Origin of the sequence: Lysinibacillus sp. JNUCC-52, from assembly GCF_015999545.1 — a bacterium.
GTDB lineage: Bacteria > Bacillota > Bacilli > Bacillales_A > Planococcaceae > Lysinibacillus.
In genome coordinates this window covers 744,552-763,339 of record NZ_CP065546.1, presented here as the reverse complement: position 1 = coordinate 763,339, position 18,788 = coordinate 744,552, and the positions used below count along the sequence as shown (strand labels likewise).

The 18,788-nt window shown below is 35.9% G+C and carries 14 protein-coding genes and 1 riboswitch; of the genes, 11 read left to right on the top strand and 3 right to left on the bottom strand.

Features of this window, described 5'->3' with window-relative positions; translation table 11 throughout:
- The first annotated feature begins 338 nt into the window (after positions 1-338).
- The 7 genes from JNUCC52_RS04145 (at position 339) to JNUCC52_RS04115 (ending at position 7,295) form a co-directional block, all read left to right on the top strand.
- Entirely contained in the window at positions 339-1,295 is a 957-nt protein-coding gene (locus JNUCC52_RS04145; RefSeq protein WP_337981484.1) for an ABC transporter ATP-binding protein, read from the top strand.
- Positions 1,288-2,802 carry an osmoprotectant update ABC transporter permease/substrate-binding subunit OpuFB gene (opuFB, locus tag JNUCC52_RS04140; protein WP_337981483.1) on the top strand — a complete coding sequence of 505 codons (1,515 nt, stop codon included), beginning with the start codon at positions 1,288-1,290 and terminating at the stop codon, positions 2,800-2,802. Before JNUCC52_RS04145 ends, opuFB begins: the two co-directional genes overlap by 8 nt.
- A gap of 132 nt (positions 2,803-2,934) precedes the next feature.
- Complete coding sequence (locus JNUCC52_RS04135) at positions 2,935-3,477, top strand: TetR/AcrR family transcriptional regulator (RefSeq protein ID WP_337981482.1); 543 nt, start codon at positions 2,935-2,937, stop codon at positions 3,475-3,477.
- Positions 3,474-3,800 (top strand): DMT family transporter, encoded by a 327-nt coding sequence (locus tag JNUCC52_RS04130; protein WP_172771203.1) that lies wholly within the window; start codon positions 3,474-3,476, stop codon positions 3,798-3,800. Before JNUCC52_RS04135 ends, JNUCC52_RS04130 begins: the two co-directional genes overlap by 4 nt.
- Before the next feature lie 12 nt (positions 3,801-3,812).
- Positions 3,813-4,157 (top strand): DMT family transporter, encoded by a 345-nt coding sequence (locus tag JNUCC52_RS04125; protein WP_172771204.1) that lies wholly within the window; start codon positions 3,813-3,815, stop codon positions 4,155-4,157.
- 339 nt (positions 4,158-4,496) lie between these two features.
- Entirely contained in the window at positions 4,497-4,928 is a 432-nt protein-coding gene (locus tag JNUCC52_RS04120; protein WP_172771205.1) for a CotY/CotZ family spore coat protein, read from the top strand.
- Positions 4,929-5,042: 114 nt separating this feature from the next.
- Positions 5,043-7,295, top strand: a complete 2,253-nt coding sequence (locus JNUCC52_RS04115) for a YheC/YheD family protein (protein WP_337981481.1) — start codon at positions 5,043-5,045, stop codon at positions 7,293-7,295.
- A gap of 168 nt (positions 7,296-7,463) precedes the next feature.
- On the opposite strand, the gene JNUCC52_RS04110 is transcribed toward JNUCC52_RS04115, so the two are convergent.
- Positions 7,464-8,669, bottom strand: coding sequence for an ATP-grasp domain-containing protein (locus JNUCC52_RS04110; RefSeq protein ID WP_337982180.1), 1,206 nt, complete (start codon positions 8,667-8,669; stop codon positions 7,464-7,466).
- Positions 8,670-8,820: 151 nt separating this feature from the next.
- Between JNUCC52_RS04110 and JNUCC52_RS04105 the strand changes: the two genes are divergently transcribed.
- Both JNUCC52_RS04105 and JNUCC52_RS04100 read left to right on the top strand, forming a co-directional pair.
- Positions 8,821-10,221, top strand: coding sequence for a Mur ligase family protein (locus tag JNUCC52_RS04105; RefSeq protein WP_172771207.1), 1,401 nt, complete (start codon positions 8,821-8,823; stop codon positions 10,219-10,221).
- 213 nt (positions 10,222-10,434) lie between these two features.
- Positions 10,435-11,820: a UDP-N-acetylmuramoyl-tripeptide--D-alanyl-D-alanine ligase gene (locus JNUCC52_RS04100; RefSeq protein ID WP_172771208.1), complete on the top strand. Its 1,386-nt coding sequence runs from the start codon at positions 10,435-10,437 to the stop codon at positions 11,818-11,820.
- Positions 11,821-12,026: 206 nt separating this feature from the next.
- Here the strand turns inward: JNUCC52_RS04100 and JNUCC52_RS04095 are convergent, their stop codons facing one another.
- The gene (locus tag JNUCC52_RS04095) at positions 12,027-12,959 is read right to left on the bottom strand and encodes a C40 family peptidase (RefSeq protein WP_337981480.1); all 933 of its coding nucleotides are present in this window, start codon (positions 12,957-12,959) and stop codon (positions 12,027-12,029) included.
- 565 nt (positions 12,960-13,524) lie between these two features.
- Here JNUCC52_RS04095 and JNUCC52_RS04090 point away from each other — a divergent pair.
- Entirely contained in the window at positions 13,525-15,219 is a 1,695-nt protein-coding gene (locus JNUCC52_RS04090) for a methyl-accepting chemotaxis protein (protein WP_337981479.1), read from the top strand.
- A gap of 40 nt (positions 15,220-15,259) precedes the next feature.
- Here JNUCC52_RS04090 and JNUCC52_RS04085 read toward each other — a convergent pair whose 3' ends face one another.
- Positions 15,260-15,622, bottom strand: a complete 363-nt coding sequence (locus JNUCC52_RS04085; protein WP_172771211.1) for a VOC family protein — start codon at positions 15,620-15,622, stop codon at positions 15,260-15,262.
- Positions 15,623-15,827: 205 nt separating this feature from the next.
- Positions 15,828-16,006: riboswitch (cobalamin riboswitch) on the top strand.
- A 182-nt stretch (positions 16,007-16,188) separates the two neighbouring features.
- On the opposite strand from JNUCC52_RS04085, the gene metE reads away from it, so the two are divergent.
- Positions 16,189-18,483 carry a 5-methyltetrahydropteroyltriglutamate--homocysteine S-methyltransferase gene (gene metE, locus JNUCC52_RS04080; protein WP_337981478.1) on the top strand — a complete coding sequence of 765 codons (2,295 nt, stop codon included), beginning with the start codon at positions 16,189-16,191 and terminating at the stop codon, positions 18,481-18,483.
- The last annotated feature ends 305 nt before the right edge of the window (positions 18,484-18,788 follow it).

Genomic DNA, 18,788 nt, shown 5'->3' with positions numbered 1-18,788 from the left:
TTTCTTTCCCATTAAAAAATAAATGACTCTCTTATTATTGTAAAACAACTAGACAATAAAAAGCATCGGTTTTCACTAATTTCATTATTAATAGAACGAACTTTAATATGAAAAAGTTTCGTTATATGTGCGTTTGTTACGATATTGAAGTATCGTATACTATATAAATTTATATTTCATATTTATGGTATTTGTTAAAATTAAAGGTAAAATTTAAGTCCATAAGCTTTTGGCAGTTTATCTTCTTTAGAATGTGGAAAGATATACTGGAGAGACGAACGGTGCTAGTTAAAATATCAAAACAAGTGAGAACTTTTCATGAATAAGGAGCTTAGAAAATGATAGCATTTGAGAATGTTACGAAAACATATGGAAGCAACCAAGTTGCAGTAAATTCCATTAATCTTGAAATCCAGAAAGGAGAATTTTTTGTCATTATAGGCCCTAGTGGTTGTGGAAAAACGACGTTACTTAAAATGATTAATCGATTAATTCATTTAACTGAAGGGACAATACGAATTAACGGAAAAAGAATTAGCGATTATAACATACATGAACTACGATGGAATATTGGTTATGTGCTCCAACAAATTGCGCTTTTTCCGCATATGACAATAGAAGAAAATATTGCGGTTGTCCCTGAAATGAAAAAATGGAGTACGACAGCAATCCAGCAACGCGTTCATGAATTATTAGAAATGGTAGGGCTTGAACCAGATAAATATAGTGAGCGGAAGCCAAAGGAACTTTCGGGCGGTGAACAGCAACGGGTTGGCGTGATTCGTGCCTTGGCCGCAGATCCTGAAATTATATTAATGGATGAGCCTTTCAGTGCACTAGATCCAATAAGTCGTACAAAATTACAAGACGATTTATTAGAGCTTCAACGAGCGATACAAAAAACAATCGTCTTTGTTTCTCATGATATGCAAGAAGCGTTGAAGCTCGGGGATCGGATATGTGTGATGAAAGATGGGGAAATAGTCCAAATTGGCACGCCCCAAGACATTATACAAAATCCAGTGAATGATTTTGTCCAAAAATTTATTGGACTAAAGGATGATCCCTTCAGTGTATTTACCATTCAACAAGTCATACAACCATTTGCTAAAGAGGAACATCAAAATTATGTTAACTATAGTGTAGCCGTCGAAGATTCCTTACAAAGTATACTTCAGCAATTAGCTCAACTAGAATGTGTTGTAGTCAAGAATGGAACTGAAATTATTGGCGTTATTACTAGGCAATCGGTGTTACAATTTTTAGCCTCAGAACGAGGTGAAGGAAATGACTAATTTTTTTGACGTCTTAAATGAACGCAAAGGACAGCTCATTGCATCATTAATAGAGCATATCCAAATTTCATTTATTGCGCTATTTTTTGCAGTAATTATTGCGATTCCACTTGGAATTTATTTAACGAATAAAAAGAAAATAGCAGAAAGCGTTATTGGGATTAGTGCAGCATTACAAACGATACCTTCATTAGCGCTATTAGGTTTGTTAATTCCGTTGCTTGGAATTGGCAAAACTCCTGCTATTATCGCTCTTGTTGTCTATGCGCTACTTCCTATTTTACGCAATACATTTACGGGCATAAATGAAGTAGACCCATCTTTAAAGGAAGCGGCATTAGCGATGGGGATGAATACAACAAGAAGATTAGTGAAGGTAGAACTACCACTTGCGATGCCTGTAATAATGGCAGGTATTCGGACAGCGATGGTGCTAATAGTCGGAACCGCCACTCTTGCAGCATTAATCGGTGCTGGTGGATTAGGGGATATTATTTTACTTGGTATCGACCGTAATAATGCATCCCTCATCATTTTAGGTGCTGTACCAGCTGCTATTTTAGCACTAGTGTTTGATTATCTATTGAAAAAGCTAGAATCACTATCTTTCAAAAGAACAGTTATGGCATTAAGTGCGATTTGTGTGGCAGCAATCGTGTTAATTGTCATGCCACTCATTAATAATAATGACAAAGAGGACATAGTGATTGCAGGTAAACTAGGCTCTGAGCCGGAAATATTAATTAATATGTACAAATTATTAATTGAAAATGACACAGATTTACATGTGCAATTAAAACCTGGGCTCGGTAAAACTTCCTTTGTCTTTAATGCGCTTAAATCGGGGAGTATTGATATATATCCTGAATTTACAGGTACAGCAATAGCGGAATTTTTAAAAGAGCAAGCAGTAAATAATGACCAAGCAGATGTTTATAAACAGGCAAAAGAAGGCATGCTGGAAAAATTTGATATGGTTATGCTCCACCCTATGAAGTACAACAATACGTACGCATTGGCCGTTTCAAAACAACTGGCGGAAAACTATGATTTAAAAACAATATCAGATATTAAAGCAATTCAAAATACAGTAAAAGCAGGGTTTACGTTGGAGTTTAATGATCGTGAGGATGGTTATTTAGGTATTCAAAAGCGCTATGACATTAATATTGCTTCTATTACGACAATGGAACCAAAGCTTAGATATCAAGCTATTCAATCGGGCAATATTGATTTATTAGATGCTTATTCAACTGATAGCGAGTTACGACAATATGATTTGACTGTATTAATAGATGATCAACAGTTATTCCCACCTTATCAAGGAGCACCATTGTTAAGAAAGGAAACACTCGATAAGTATCCTGAGCTTGAACAGGTGTTAGGCAAGCTTGCCAATCAAATAACTGATGACGAAATGCGTGAAATGAATTATCAAGTAAACGTTGAAGGAAAAAGTGTAGAAGATGTAGCACGGACATTTTTAGAAAATGCAGGATTACTGTAAATCTGAATAAATTGACAAAGCCCCAAATAGTGCATACTATTTGGGGTTTGTTTGTTGACGATACTTCCTTTATTTTTATACAATAAAAAGACCGTCCAGACGGTTTTTTTCTGATAGCTTATAAGGAGGGATATGATGACATCCAAGGCACATTTAAAACGCTCTCACATTATCCAAGCGTCGCTCCAATTTTTAAAGGAACATGATATACATACTTTAACTTTGGACAAAATTGCCCAAAAAGCAAGCATCAGTAAGGGAGGACTCCTGTATCATTTTAAAACAAAGGATGAGCTCTATTCGGCTATTGCACAAACCATAATGACTGAATTTGTAGATTCTTTTGAAGCACTAACTGAGCTGGAGTATGGTACTGGTAAACGTACAAGGGGATTCATCTTAGCGTCACAACAAGATTATGATAAAGGAGCTTGGATAAATATCGCCATTCAAATTATCCACGATGATGATAACTCGATTTCTATTGCCTATGAGCAATTGCTCGAAAGTCTGTTGAACGATGGTCTTGATTCATCGATCGTTCATATGATTCGCTTAACAATTGATGGTTTGTATTATTCAAAGTTATTAAATATTGCACCAGTTTCACAAGAAGTAACAGACAGTGTTTTTGAACAATTATTGCAAATGACAAGAAAGGATGATGAAACATGAGTGCATTAGGATATTTATTCATAGCTATTGTTTCTGAAGTTTTTGCTAGCTCTATGTTGAAACTCACTGCGGGATTTAAGCGGCTGTTACCTTCACTCGGTGTGGTCATTGGCTATGGCGCAGCTTTTTATTTTCTATCATTAACTTTGCAATCTTTAGCAATCGGCACAGCTTATGCAATATGGGCAGGGTTAGGCACAGCGTTAACAGCTGTTGTAGGCGTTGTACTGTATAAAGAATATTTTAATGTTAAAAAGCTTGCGGGTATATTTTTAATTATTATCGGGGTGGTAATTTTAAACATCGCTGGCGGTAGCCATTAGGGGGATTTTAGAATGAAAGGGTATATATTTTTAGCTATATCTATTGTCTGTGAAGTATTTGCGACTACAATGCTTAAGCTATCTGAAGGCTTTACCGTAGTTGGGCCGTCCATCGCCGTTGCATTTGGTTATGGCATTTCTTTTTATTGCTTGTCCTTATGCTTAAAAACTTTACCATTAAGTTTAGCCTATGCAATTTGGTCTGGTGTTGGTACAGCTTTAACAGTCGTTATAGGCATTGTTATTTGGGGCGATATTTTTAATCTTTATACAGCAATTGGCATTTCATTAATTATCGGTGGTGTAATCTTACTTAATCAAGGAAATCAACAAGTTGTACCTGAATCGCGAAATTAAAGTACCTTCGCGGAAAAACCGCTTCGAACCGCGGAATAATCGCTTAAAATCGCGGAATAAAAGCTTAACATCGCGGAAAAAAGCACCTGAATCGCGGAATTAGGGTACTTTCGCGGGAAAAGTGCATGGAAATTACTTTCGATATTGTGAAGGATGCTAGGTAAACTCCTAGCATTCTTTTTTTTATGTAAAACGCCGTTATTTTTTAATGCTATCTTCTAAATTATGTCGTCATATTTCGATAACGTACATATTATAACGAGAAAGGACAAATAAATATTTTGCTATCGTTCGTGTAATAATACATTGCGAAAATGGAACAGGATGGGGCTGGGGACAATGAGTGTTGGAAAAGGAAGAACCCACTTTGTAAGTGAAGCGCTATACGATATAAAAGCACTTCAGGATATAATCACAAATTTTCATTCGAAATATTATGGTCAGCTTCTTGTAAAAATCGTTGGTAGTGATACCATTCCCTTTTTTTTAATAACGCACAATGGAGCACATTTACGATTAATAGATACTGTTAAACAATTTGAAACAGAATATTTCCGTATTGAAGAAGTGGATAAGGAGCGTTGCCGAGGAACGATTTCACTGTTACGAGCTTATGATTATGAAGGCAATGAAACGAACTCAATTGCCGATGTTGTACGACTCGAAAGAACAACTACAGAAAAGTCCATTGAGCTAGGCAGTATTTCAGCAATTCAGTTATTAAATCCTGATTTATTAAAAAAGAAATTCATCATTGAGCCTAAGTGGTAAGAAATGTCCTATAGTAAAACTACTAAAATAATTGAAAAACTAGAGCATCTGTCCATATGCAAGCTGCGTAATCTGAATTTAATAGAAAGAATCTATAGAAAGGAAGATTAATGCATGACAATTATAGGAATGTTGCATCATCGTCTAGATCCTAAAACTGTTCTTAAGTCATATGCATATGCTGCAGTTGCAAAAGCAGAAGGGGTAGATTTTTTTTACTTTACACCTAGAAAGGTAAACTTTGACAACCGTACTATCAATGGGAAGGTATTAGAAGATGGGCAATGGCAAGAAAGAGTGATGCCCTTTCCAGATGTCATTTATAATGCTGGAAGTCCAGAAAAATTATCGGTGTCAAAAGATATTATAAATAAATTGAAAAAGGAAATACCATTTACTACACATTCTATAGGGAATAAATGGAATGTCATGGAGCGATTAAAAGAAGCGAAAGAATTTGAGAAATATATTATTCCTACAGAAATAGTAAAGAACATTGATGTATTTCATAGTTATATCGCCCATCATAAAAAAATAGTATTTAAACCGATTGATGGTCGGAAAGGTAAAGGAATTTATTTCATTATAAAAATAGGGGATACATTCGAAGTAAGACAAAATAGTGATAACCGTATGTATTCAAAACCTCAGTTGAACGCATTAGTAAATGAGCTTCTTGCTACGGGAACGTTCATTATGCAACCATATATTCAATCAAAAATGAAATCGGGTCAAGTGTATGATTTTCGTCTCCATGTGCAAAAAAATGGTGAGGGAAAATGGGTTGTGACGACTGTTTATCCACGTATAGCGCCACATGGCTCGATAATTCCGAATATAAACAATGGGGGATATACAAATTATTTAGATCCGTTTTTGGAGCAGGAGTTCCAGGAAGAAGCTTATAATATTCGACGTATGTTAGAGCATTTTTCATTATCATTGGCACGCCATCTAGATGATATTCAAATGACGAAGTTTGGCGAAGTCATAGACGAAATTGGCATTGATGTTGGACTAGATGCACAACAAAGAATATGGGTCTATGAAGTAAACTGGCGTCCAGGCTGTCCACCAGCATTTTATTTAGAATTAGATGTCGTGATTCATTCAATTCGCTACGCAAAATACTTAGCAGAAAACAAACCGCATGTAAAAAAAGCAAGGGTTAAACAAAAACCAAATCTCGTAGATTCTAAACCTAAACAAGTAGAGCCAAAGCCTACGATTGTAGAGCCAATACCTAAGCCTGTAGAGCAAAAGCCGACTTATGGTGCAGCAAAAACTGAAAAACCAATTATTGCAATTACTGGGAGTGCAGGGAAGACAACATCTAAGGCATTTTTAGGATCAATATTATCGAAAAAATGGAATGTTTTTGAATCGAAAGATTATTGGAATACGACAGAACATACTAAAAAACATGCTGAAGAAATTAATGATTCTCATCAAGCCGTCGTTCTAGAATATGGAATGGCTTATCCAGGGATTATTACGAATCACTGTAGCATTATTCAACCGAATATTAGTATCGTAACAAATATCGGCCTTGCACATGTTGGTAACTTTGATGGTGATGTTAGACTAGTTGCCAAAGCTAAATCTGAATTGATACAAGGTATGGACCAACAAGGGTTACTTATCTTGAATAAAGACGATGAAAACTCGAAATATCTATTAACTGATCAATTTAAGGGAAAAATACTGACAACTGGTGTAAAGACGGACGCAGACTATCGAGCTTATGATATTCAATATAAAGAAAATGGTATGTCCTTTAAAATGAAACTCCAAGGGCAGGAAATCCAATTATTTATTCCAATTTTAGGCGAACATCATGTATATAATGCGCTAAATGCAATTGCTGTGGCTGATTATTTAGGTTTTACACCGCAGGACATAAAAGCAGGCTTGCATTTCAAAAAACCACCACGCAGATTGACAGTGTATAATTGTCGCGAAAATATTACAGTAATAGATGATACTGTGCATTCGCATCCTCAAGGTGTAAGAGCTGCTCTTGAAGTACTGACAAATGTCGGAAAGAAGAGGCGGATTGCAATAATTGGTCAGATGCGGGAATTAGGAGATTTAAGAGAAGAAGAATATCGTAAATTGGGTGAACATATTGCTGACCAAAGTATTGACCTTTTAATTACTTATGGGTTCAGGACAGAGGAAATTGGTGCAGCAGCAAAGGCTAAAGGGATGAAACAAGAGAATATCTATCATTATACGAACAAAGATCAATTACATGCCTTGCTAGAGAAACTTGTTAAACCTGATGACACGATTCTCGTGAAGGGCGCAAGTAAAACTAATATGTTTGAAACGGTTAAATTTTTAGATGATACATTTAAGGAATAAATAAAATAACCCGAGCAGTTGCCAATTTAATAGGTCAACTACTCGGGGTGTTTGTGTTAATGCGGAAATAAAAATAATATGTACAATACTTAGTTGCGTAATTATTTCTTTATTTTTGCGAATGTAGCAGCATGTAGCTACATTCGCAAAAACTGTTTATATGGAACGCTATAAGGCTCGTATTAGAAATTTTATTTCTTTAGCGGCTGTAATCGCATGATTTTTAGCTTGAGCTAACGATTTACCCTCGGCAATAACATAGGCATAGCGATGCCCCATAGATAATGGAGGGGTTAAAATTGTTCCTTTTCTAGGCTTTACATACACATCTACAACCCCTGTTGATTTCGTAGCTTTATTTCTCCCAATGACTCTTTCTAACACACCTTTACTTTCTACAATCACATATTTTGTAAAAATGAACTTATTATGACGTGGATTTACATTAGGTTGTTCACCTAAAAATAACTTAAGCGTTTCTTCAACATAACTAAATCCGAATGCGGCATGTAGCATGTTATTCATAGCGCCGCCTGAAATTCTAGGATTTATTTCAATGAGCTTCCATCCATTCTCTGTTAAACGGAGTTCTAAATGCAATGTTCCATTTTCAATATCAAATACTTCAACGATCGAATGGAGTACCTCTTCAATACCTTTTTGAATATGTGGTGGTACTTCTGCGAGTACACCATAGCCTGTAATAATAAATCGCTTTCCTTGTGTAATCTCTTGTTCAATAATGCCGATTGTATAAACTTGGTTTTTATAAACGAGGGCTTCAACTAAATATTGAGGACCATCAATATATTCTTCAATCATGATGGTTTCCCCAGGATTTTTATTTTGGAGAAATGTAAGGTGTGTATCGAGTTGGTCTTTATTTGTCGCAAACAGTACGTCTTTAGAACCTGTTGATTTAGGTGATTTGACTATTAGTGGGAATACCATATTATTTGTAAATGATTCGTGTGGTTTTTTTAGAACAAATTTAGGGGAATAAGGTTGATCTTTTAATAGATTCCTTGTTTTTTCTTTATCTTCCATCATTTCAATAGCAGCTGACGACGTATAGTTTTGACAAAACTCATCACATAAAATAGAGGCAATATGAACAAAGGGGTCTACAAAACTAACAATGGATTTTATCTCTAATCCGGTATCAAACAAATTGTGAATTTCTTCTATCATATCTTCTATATTGGAAGTATCGATGAGAACCATTTTATGAATGTCTGGGTAGGCTTTTCTCTGTTGTAATTGTTTTGGATTGTTTGTGAAAAGTACGGTAAAGTAACCCAACCTTTCTGCTGCTTTTATCGCTTCACGACTAGATCCAGATTTGTTTGTACCGATAAATATAATTGCCTTCAGTATAATCACTCCTTCAATTGGCACTTGGATTATTAATATACATTTTATATATATGCTGTGGAATAGTTTTCTTCTAGTTATGTATCCTGTTTACATCCAAGCAACTTTTATGGCGATTCATATAATAGAAATGAAAGGAGTGTGAATTGATATGAAGCCTCTATCGGTGAAGAATTTAACAGCGATTATTGCAGGTAAATTGTTGCATGGGTCGGATGAGGTGCTGATCCAGTATGGCGCATATCGACTAAAACAAGTAAAAAAACCGTACACTGCACTTTTTACATCTAAACGCATTATCAACTGGAAAAATCTTGAGCCTCTTTCCCCATTAGTGCTTGTAACAGATCGGCTATATAATCAGCATGAAATTCCTCCATACGTAATCATCATTCAAGTAGAGAATGCAGTTGAGGCCTACTGGAAGTTTGTACATTATTATCGTAGTCAATTTGATATCCCTGTTATTGCAATTACTGGAACTTCAGGAAAAACAACAACGAAGGAGATGATTAAACATATTCTTTCAGCTGAAAAAGAAGTTGCTGCCACTACTTTAAGTAGTAATTCTAGAACAGCTTCTTTGCAATATTTACTTAGCATTGACGATGAAACAGAAGTTGCCGTTTTTGAAACAGCTGTTGGATCACCAGGGGATGTAAGGACTGCAGGAAAATATTTCAAGCCAACTATCGGTATTATTACGAATATCGGAGCCCACCATTTAAATTATTGTAAAACTTTAGAAGGTTATATACAGGCCAAAGGTGAAATGGCTGAGATTGTGGACCCAAACGGTTCATTAATTCTCAATGCGGAAGATGCCAATATAAAAAAAATAGATTTGTCGAAGTTCAAAGGAGATATTATTAAAATTGGTCAGCATCCATCATGTGATTTTAAAGCAAGTCATATTCGATACGTTGAAAATGGCATGCAGTTTACAATGCACTACAATATGAAAAAATATGAAGTGTTTGTCCCTGGGTTTGGAGAGCATCAAGTATATAATGCATTAGCCGCAATTGCTGCCATCAACGAATTGAATGTCCCTATTCCTGTAGCAATCAAACAGTTGGCTACATTTAAGAAAATGAAAAAGCAGCTACAACTTTTCGAAGGAATTAATAAATCATTGTTGATAGATGATACTTGGAGTTTAACAACTACTTCCCTAGAAGCAGCATTAAAGGTCTTGAATTCGATAGGTGAGGGCATGAAAAAGATTGCCGTTATTGGAACAATCACCGATTTAGGGTCTTGGGGATATATCATCCATGAGCAAGCAGGAGAGTTAATCAATCGCATTGGTGTAGATGTTCTTATTACAATAGGAGAGCATGCGCGAATTATGGCTGATCATGCAGTAAAGCTAGGATTTAACAAACCTGTTTATACTTTTAAAAATAGTACACTCGTTTATAAGCTATTACATGAAATTGTAGATGAAAATACAATTGTTCTGATAAAAGGGGATATGTATAGTCAGCAAATTTCCAATTTGGCAGCCGATTTAAAAATAAAAAAACCATTTAGAGGAGATGCACGGTAAAAAGAGATGCAAGGACAACAGGATAAACACTGTGTCACATGAAGTTAGTTAATAATATTGTATAGTAATCTACTAGAAAGGAGCGCTCTAAATAAAAGATAAAACATATCAACAAATAATAATCATTGCTAGAAATAGGGAAGGAACCGCTCCTTTACCCAAGCGTCTAGCTATCATTTTTCATACTCTAATGAGAGGGGGGACGGAGGTAACGTGCAAAATATAAGTGTAACTGTGATTAGAAAGTTACTACAAGGGGTATTAGTCAGCGGTTCTGAACAATGGTTTGTCAAACATGCTATTTATTATAACCGCCACGATTTAACGCAAAAAAATACACTAATGTTTATCAATAAAAGTGAGTCCATTAATTGGAAGGAAATAGATCATAAGGGGCCATCCCTCGTCATTTCAGATAAACCTTTAAGTGAACTAAAAAACGCACTAGCGAATACGACTGTTATTCAAGTAAAAAGTACTTTGCAGGCATATTGGAAGTTTATCGAATATTATAGAGGACTTTTTGATATACCAGTGGTCGCATTAACTGGAACATGTGGGAAAACAACAACAAAAGAAATGATTAAACATATTGCAAGTAAAGATTGGAATGTGCAGGCATCTATTAGTAGTAAAAACGAGCCGCGCCAATCTTTACCCTATTTAACGGGCATCGATAAAACAACAAAAGCAGCGGTATTTGAGCTTGGTCTGGGGAATACAGGTAACATTAAACATCAATGTATGATCTACAAACCGACAATTGGTATTATTACTAATATCGGTGTCCATCATTTAGATGGATGTAAAAACCTTGAGGGCTATATAAAAGCAAAATCGGAAATTTTAGAGGGATTGTCTGAGGATGGCACATTAATCATCAATGGTGATGATGAAAATACAAAAAAAGTACCATTGCATACGTTTAAAGGGAAAATTATTACTATTGGCGTCCAGAAACAAGCAGATTACAAAGCATCTAACATTGAATTTACGAACAATGGGATGAAATTTACTCTTCAACTATTAAATGAAAAATATACTATTTTTGTACCTGGTTACGGAGAACATCAAGTGTATAATGCACTAGCAGCTATCGCAGCTATAAAGGAAATGGGATTGTCTATCGAAACTGCAATCTCGCGTTTAAAAACATTTAAACCGATGGCAAGGCACCTAGAATTTTCAACTGGTATCGGTGAAAGTACCATTATAGACGATACATGGACAAATAACCCAACATCAGTTGAAGCTGCTTTGAAGGTTTTAGATACGATAGGAAAAGATAAAAAAATAATCCTTATATTAGGTGATATAAAGCGATTGGGTCTTTTCGAAGAAAAGTATCATCGTGAGATTGGTTCGATGGTGGCACAGAGAAATATTGAAATGCTTATGACAATTGGAAAAAGAGCAGAAGATATAGCAGCACAAGCAAAAAAAGATGGAACAACGGCAGAGGTTCATATATTCAAAGATGTTACAGGTGTATTAGAAATACTTAAACCAAAACTTGATAAAGATACAATTGTATTAATAAAGGGCCCGATGTCTAGTCGATCGATGATTGAATTTGCTAACCAATTAAAGCAAATATAGACTTCAGTCCTAACGACCACTTATCATCAATTACCTTTAAGTGAAGCAAGGCTTTCTATGCATAGAGAATGACACTTTGCAAAATGAAAGTTGCCGCTTTATATATCAAAAACATAGCATACAAAGCATGATTATACCATGCTTGTATGCTATGTTTTATTTTCTTGCAATTGTAGACATCGTGTTATCACAGAGCCATTGATTACTTAAAATACACGTTTTGCTGTTATATAATGCTCTTTATAGTAATCCACAAAGAGTACTCTAGTAGTAACACCACTTGAAGTTGGAATGATGATACGTTGATCTCCAGCGTAAATACCTACAAGGGATGGGTTTTTTGACCCTTTCACACTATTAAAGAACACTAAGTCGCCCTTTTTTAAATTGGCACGAGAGACCGTAGTTCCTTTAGCCATTTGATCTTTTAAGTTTGTTGTGCTAAGTTTTACACCGCTCTTACGATAAACGTATTCTACGAAACCAGGTGCTGTAAAACGTAAGCTTTGTTCTTTATTTATTGAGCTTATCGTTACTTTATTTTTATAAGTTAAGGCATTTTCAACAATTTTATCACCTTTTGTTGCAGGGTTAGCCGATAGTAATGTTGGTAATACTCTGCGTGCAGATACATAGTTGTCAGTATAATAAGGTTTGCTACCCATATCTGAAATGACGATATTTTGTTTCGAATCAGCCATATGAATAATTTTGTTATTTCCAATGTACATGCCTACATGGTCGGGATCTGTACCTGTTTTTTTACTTTTGAAAAATACTAAATCGCCTTTTTGTAATTGGCTTTTAGGAACATATGTCCCTTGCTGAATCATATAGTTTTCATTATACGTCCCAATATCAACTCCATTTTTTTCAAAAATATACATGATGAATGAAGCACAAGAAAACTTGTAAGGATATGTAGACTTGTACACTGAATTGCTGTATGTGGCCTTACCAATTAAACTTTTCCCTGTTTGAATAAGTTGATCTGCCTTCGCTGCAACAGCTTGGTCATTATGTTGTGCATTTGTCGTTGCAGCTTCCACTTTGATTGGTTCAAAGGATGCTTGAGCGATTCCAAATGAGCTAAATCCAATCGACAATGCTAGTGTAGTTTTTAAAAAATTTTTTTTCATACTTTTTACCTCCTGTAAGCGAGCAGTAAAATCATATCTGTTTGCTTGCTGTTGCAATAATCGTAGCATGAAAAAGTAGGGCTTCTGTGAGGTAAATGTTACCACAGTGAGCATTGACATATCTGTAAACCTTGATATAAAAGGCTTTATCGCTTGAATTTACAGTTTCATTACAAATGTTTCAGTTTGATAAATAAAACCTGTGAAACATACGGCTAACAATGCATGCCAACCCATTTTTTCAAAAAATATAGTAATAAAAATAATGTACCTCGATATTATTGAAAAGCTTGTAGGCAATGTGCAAATAGAGAAATCAAAATAAGGGTAAGGAATGATATAAAAATAACTTTATTAGTCGAAGAATACTTATAAAAGCACGTATTATGGGGATTTTTTTGCTTATTAAAAAGTGTGAAATACATAGTTAGAGTCATAGGTGTGATAGGTAATATATGTTATATTTAGGTAGAAATAGATGAATACATTGCCCGCAAAAGTTGGCGGGAAATGTTGATTAATAGTAGGAATTTAAATAATTTCACGAACGAAAGGGGAAAATAGTATGTTACAAAAACTTAGGTTCAAAACAATTAGAGCTAAAATTATTAGTGCATTTTTTATTGTAGTATTTTTCATCGCTTGTTTTAACACCTATAGCTTTTTCGCCAATAAACGTGTCATTAGTGCTGGAGAGGAAATTGTCAATAAAGAGTTACAGTTGTTAACAGCAAGTGAAAAACTATCATCAACGATTAGTGTTCGAACAACTGCTGCGAAAAGCTACGTACTTACGGGAAATCAAAAATATAAACAAGAATTCGATGATTATATTAAAATCGCAGAAGAAAACAATACAATACTAAATGAATTGTCGACAGATAAAAGCTTATCGAAGACGGTTGAAAAAGCAAGAGAATGGCGAAGTTTTGTACAAACGGATGTATTTGCTGAATATGACAAAGGAAATGTAGAAGCGGCTATTCAAAATCTTAATTCTGTTGATCGTCTTGCAACAGAAATTAGAGAGGGGTACGAGGAGCTTGCAGGTGCAAGAGAAGCTTCTATTAATAAGCTTGGGCAGGAGATGATTGCTCAATCGAAGCAAACGATGAATATAGGTTTAATGATAGGTATAATCACTACTATCGTCGCGATTGTAACCGCTTACATATCGGCGCATATGATTGCCAATCCGATAAAAGCAGTCATACAAAAAATTTCGCAAATGGCAGATGGTGATATTAGTCAGCCTCCATTGCCTGAAAGAATGAAAGATGAAATTGGCTTACTCGTACAATCGACAAATGCATTAAATCGTAAGCTCCATGAAATCATTGGTTCGATAAATGTAGTTTCTGGGAACGTTGCTGCCAACAGTGAACAACTTGCACAATCTTCTTTAGAAGTAAAAACAGGTGCAGAACAGATTGCCCTCACAATGCTTGAACTAGCGGGTGGTTCTGAATCACAAGCACATAATGCTGGAGACTTAGCTCAAATGATGGAGACATTTAAAATAAATGTTCAGCAGGCTAATATACAAGGTAAAGATTTACAAGGCTATTCGAGTGAAGTTTTGCAGCTTACAGCAAGTGGACAACATTTAATGAATACTTCAACACAGCAAATGTTTGCTATTGATAAAATCGTCCAAGAGGCTGTTGCAAATGTTGAAGGCTTAAATAGGCAATCACAAGAAATTTCTAAATTAGTTTCTGTTATTGATGATATTGCCAACCAAACCAACTTATTAGCATTGAATGCTGCAATCGAAGCAGCAAGGGCAGGGGAGCAAGGCAAAGGTTTTGCGGTTGTGGCCGATGAAGTGCGCAAGCTTGCTGAACAAGTATCCTATTCTGTGACGGATATTTCATCTATAGTGGGACGTATTCAAAATGAAACAGTTGGGGTTACAGCATCACTTCAAACGGGCTATGAAGAAGTAAAAAGGGGCACAGAGCAAATTACGACTACAAATACAACCTTTGAACAAATTGCTTCAGCCGTTAATAGTATGTTTAGTAATATTCAAGGCATCACAGAAAACTTACAAGGTATTTCCACAACAACGGAACAAATTAACCGTTCTATCGATGAAATAGCAGCAATATCTGAGCAATCTGCCGCAGGGGTAGAGCAAACGACCGCAACAATCGATCAAACAGTCGCGACGATGGATGAAATCTCAAAAAATACAGATCATTTAGCATCGATGGCAGAGAAGTTAAACAAAGAAGTTCAGCACTTTAAACTATAAATAGTAAAGCAGCCATTAGCAAGATGGCTGCTTTTTCATTTTAAATCGGCTGAATAATTTCTACTCGATTACCAAAAGGATCTCTAAATTCAAAGCGCTCGAAATGCGGAATTGGAACAGAATCAAGTATTTCTATTTGATGTTCTGTTAATATCTTTTTCCAATGTGCAACATCTTCTACATGATAAGCAATATGTGCTTTCGTTGTGAGTCGATCAAAGCCATCTTCTGTGCCGACATGTACTTCTTGATTACCTACTTGTAGCCAAAAACCACCACGCCCTTTAAGAGATGCTGGTTTCTCTATTTCTTTTAACCCCAGTACATTGCAATAAAATGCTTTTCCTTGCTCCTCAGAGCCTTTAGGAATTGTAAGTTGTACATGATGTAAACCGACAATCATAGTATTCCTCCTCGCTATTTCTTGTAATAACTATATAATTCTACAAATTACTTAAAATACCTTTTTTAGTATATTTTTTATTATATTGGCATCAATTAGTACAAGTTAAAATTACTCCTCTTGTAACAATCTACTGAAAATATGCGCATAACTGTATAAAAGTTATACTTTTCAGAAAAATGTATGCTATAGTAAGAGCATAATTGAATATTGTGTAAGAGTTGGTGCCAAATGAAAGTTTGGCTTAAAAGGGAAGTCGGTGTAAATCCGACGCTGTCCCGCAACTGTAAATCGGAGCAAATCACAAATGCCACTGGGGAACTGGGAAGGCTGTGAGGCGTGTTGATGAGAAGCCAGGAGACCTGCCAATGTCTAGTACACACCAAATAACCTACGTGGAAATAGGTGGTGAGATGTGACCGAATTGGCACTGTGCGACTAACGAATATATACGACAATTAATACATTATCGTATCGCTTCGTCATAGCTAATTAGATTTACAATAACTACCATTTTCCGAAAAGGAAGATGGTTTTTTTTATTTTAATTTGAGGAGAGATGTAACATGACGTATACCACAACTGTAGTAGGCTATCCATATATAGGAGAAGACCGTGAATGGAAAAAGGCATTAGAGGCGTTTTGGAGAAATGAACTTACAGAAGAAGATTTCTTACAAAAAATTAAAAAAATCCGTCTTGCACGTATTGATAGGCAGCTTCGGAGCGGAATAGATATTGTCACTGTAGGGGATTTTACACGCTATGACAGAATGCTTGATACAGCGACGATGTTTGGTTTAGTGCCAAAGCGCTTTGGCTGGCAAGGTGGAAAGGTTGATTTACAAACGTATTACGCGGTAGCGCGCGGAAATAAAGAAGCTGTTGCTAGTGAAATGACGAAATGGTTTAACACAAATTATCATTACATTGTACCTGAATATGAAGGACAAACACTACAATTAACAGAGAATACAATACTTACAGATTTCCTTGAGGTTAAAGATGCATTTGGCATTACTGCAAAGCCAACGCTAATCGGACCTTATACATTTTGCAAGCTAACTAAAGGCTACGATAAAGTATCACAAGTTGCCTTTATTTTAGCATTACTACCACTCTATGCGCAGGTAATCCAAGAACTCGTTACAGCTGGTGCTGACTGGGTTCAATTAGAGGAACCTGCATTAGTCTCCACTTTAGAAGAGGCTGAGGTCAAACTAGTGCAAGAAATATATACACAATTAGCAGCCGCTGTTCCAGAGGCCAATATTATGCTACAAACGTATTTTGAATCGTTATCAGCTTATAACACACTAATTGAACTCCCTGTACAAGGATTTGGCTTAGATTTTGTTCATGGCTATACGAAAAATATGGAGGCACTACGCCAATTTGGTTTTCCACAGGATAAAGTATTGGGGATAGGTATTGTTAACGGACGAGATATTTGGCGAGCAAATTTAGCAGAGGTAAGTACAACGATTAAGGCAATCGAACAGTTGACTAGTGTACAAGAGCTATGGATTCAATCGTCATGTAGCTTACAGCATGTGCCGATTTCGACCGCCCTTGAAACAAAGCTAGACCCTGTCTTGAAAAATGCACTTGCATTTGCTGATGAAAAATTGGCTGAAATATCAGAGGTGGCTAAATATTTAAAAGAAAAAAACCACTCATCAAATCACACAATCTCTGAAAGCATGAAAGCAATTGATGCATTAAAAAAACATCCAGTACGAAATAATCAGGCAGTTCAACAAGAAATGCAAACGGTCTCGTCAGAGGATTTTGAACGTCAAAATGATTTTAATACTCGTCAGCTTATTCAACAACAGTCACTGCAACTACCACTATTCCCTACGACTACGATTGGAAGTTTCCCTCAATCTGAAGAAGTGAAGCGCACGCGTAATGCATGGCGTAAAAAACAGATCTCAGATGAAGCATATGCTGACTTTGTCGCACAAGAAACGAAAAGGTGGGTTGCCATACAAGAAGATTTAGATATTGATGTACTTGTGCATGGTGAATTTGAGCGTACAGATATGGTGGAATACTTTGGTGAAAAACTAACAGGCTTCGCTTTTACAGAAAAAGCTTGGGTCGTTTCGTACGGCTCTCGTTGTGTAAAACCACCGATTATTTACGGTGATGTTGCATGGGAAGCGCCGATGACAGTGAAAGAAACGGCCTATGCACAAAGTTTAACAAATCGCTATGTGAAAGGGATGTTAACAGGCCCAGTTACGATTTTAAACTGGTCATTTGTACGTGACGATATTGCACGGAAAGAAGTGACCTATCAAATTGCGCTTGCACTAAGGAAAGAGGTTGAGGCACTAGAGGCGGCTGGCATTTCTATTATTCAAGTCGATGAACCTGCATTGCGAGAAGGCTTGCCTTTACGTAAAGAGCATTGGGACGCATATTTGGATTGGACAGTGAATGCATTTAAGCTCGCTACGGCTAGTGTAAAGGATGAAACACAAATTCATACACATATGTGTTACTGTGAGTTCAATGATTTTATCGAGCCAATTAGTGCACTGGATGCTGACGTTATATCTATCGAGACGTCACGCAGTCATGGAGAGCTTATTACATCCCTGCAAATCAATCCATATGGAAAAGGGATAGGATTGGGTGTTTATGATATTCATAGCCCTCGTGTGCCGAGTGAACAAGAAATGTTAAGTATCATGCAGGATAGTCTACAAGTATTATCCAAAAATCAATTTTGGGTCAATCCAGATTGTGGTCTAAAAACAAGAAAAGAACCTGAAACAGTGGCAGCACTAGCACATATGGTTACTGCTGCCAAAACGTTACGTCAACAAGTACAGCAATCAACTTTTTAATTATATAGTATAAGAAAAAACGTTCCTTTTCCATAAGCGTTTTATTAAAATATATCCCCTGAAAGGCAAAAATGCTCAGGGGATTTTTTTATCTAAAGTTGGTGATGGTACTCTAAGATTCATAAGGATAGTCTTTTAATAATTGCTACGACTAGGAATGCAAAGATGGTTACAGGAGCGAAAAGACATTTTTTATTAGTGATAGAACAGGTAAAGTAGATGCAAGTAAAGATGTTAAAAGTTTTTGAAATCGAAAGTTTTTAATGTTTTTACCGATATATGCAAGATTATCAGTACATAATAAG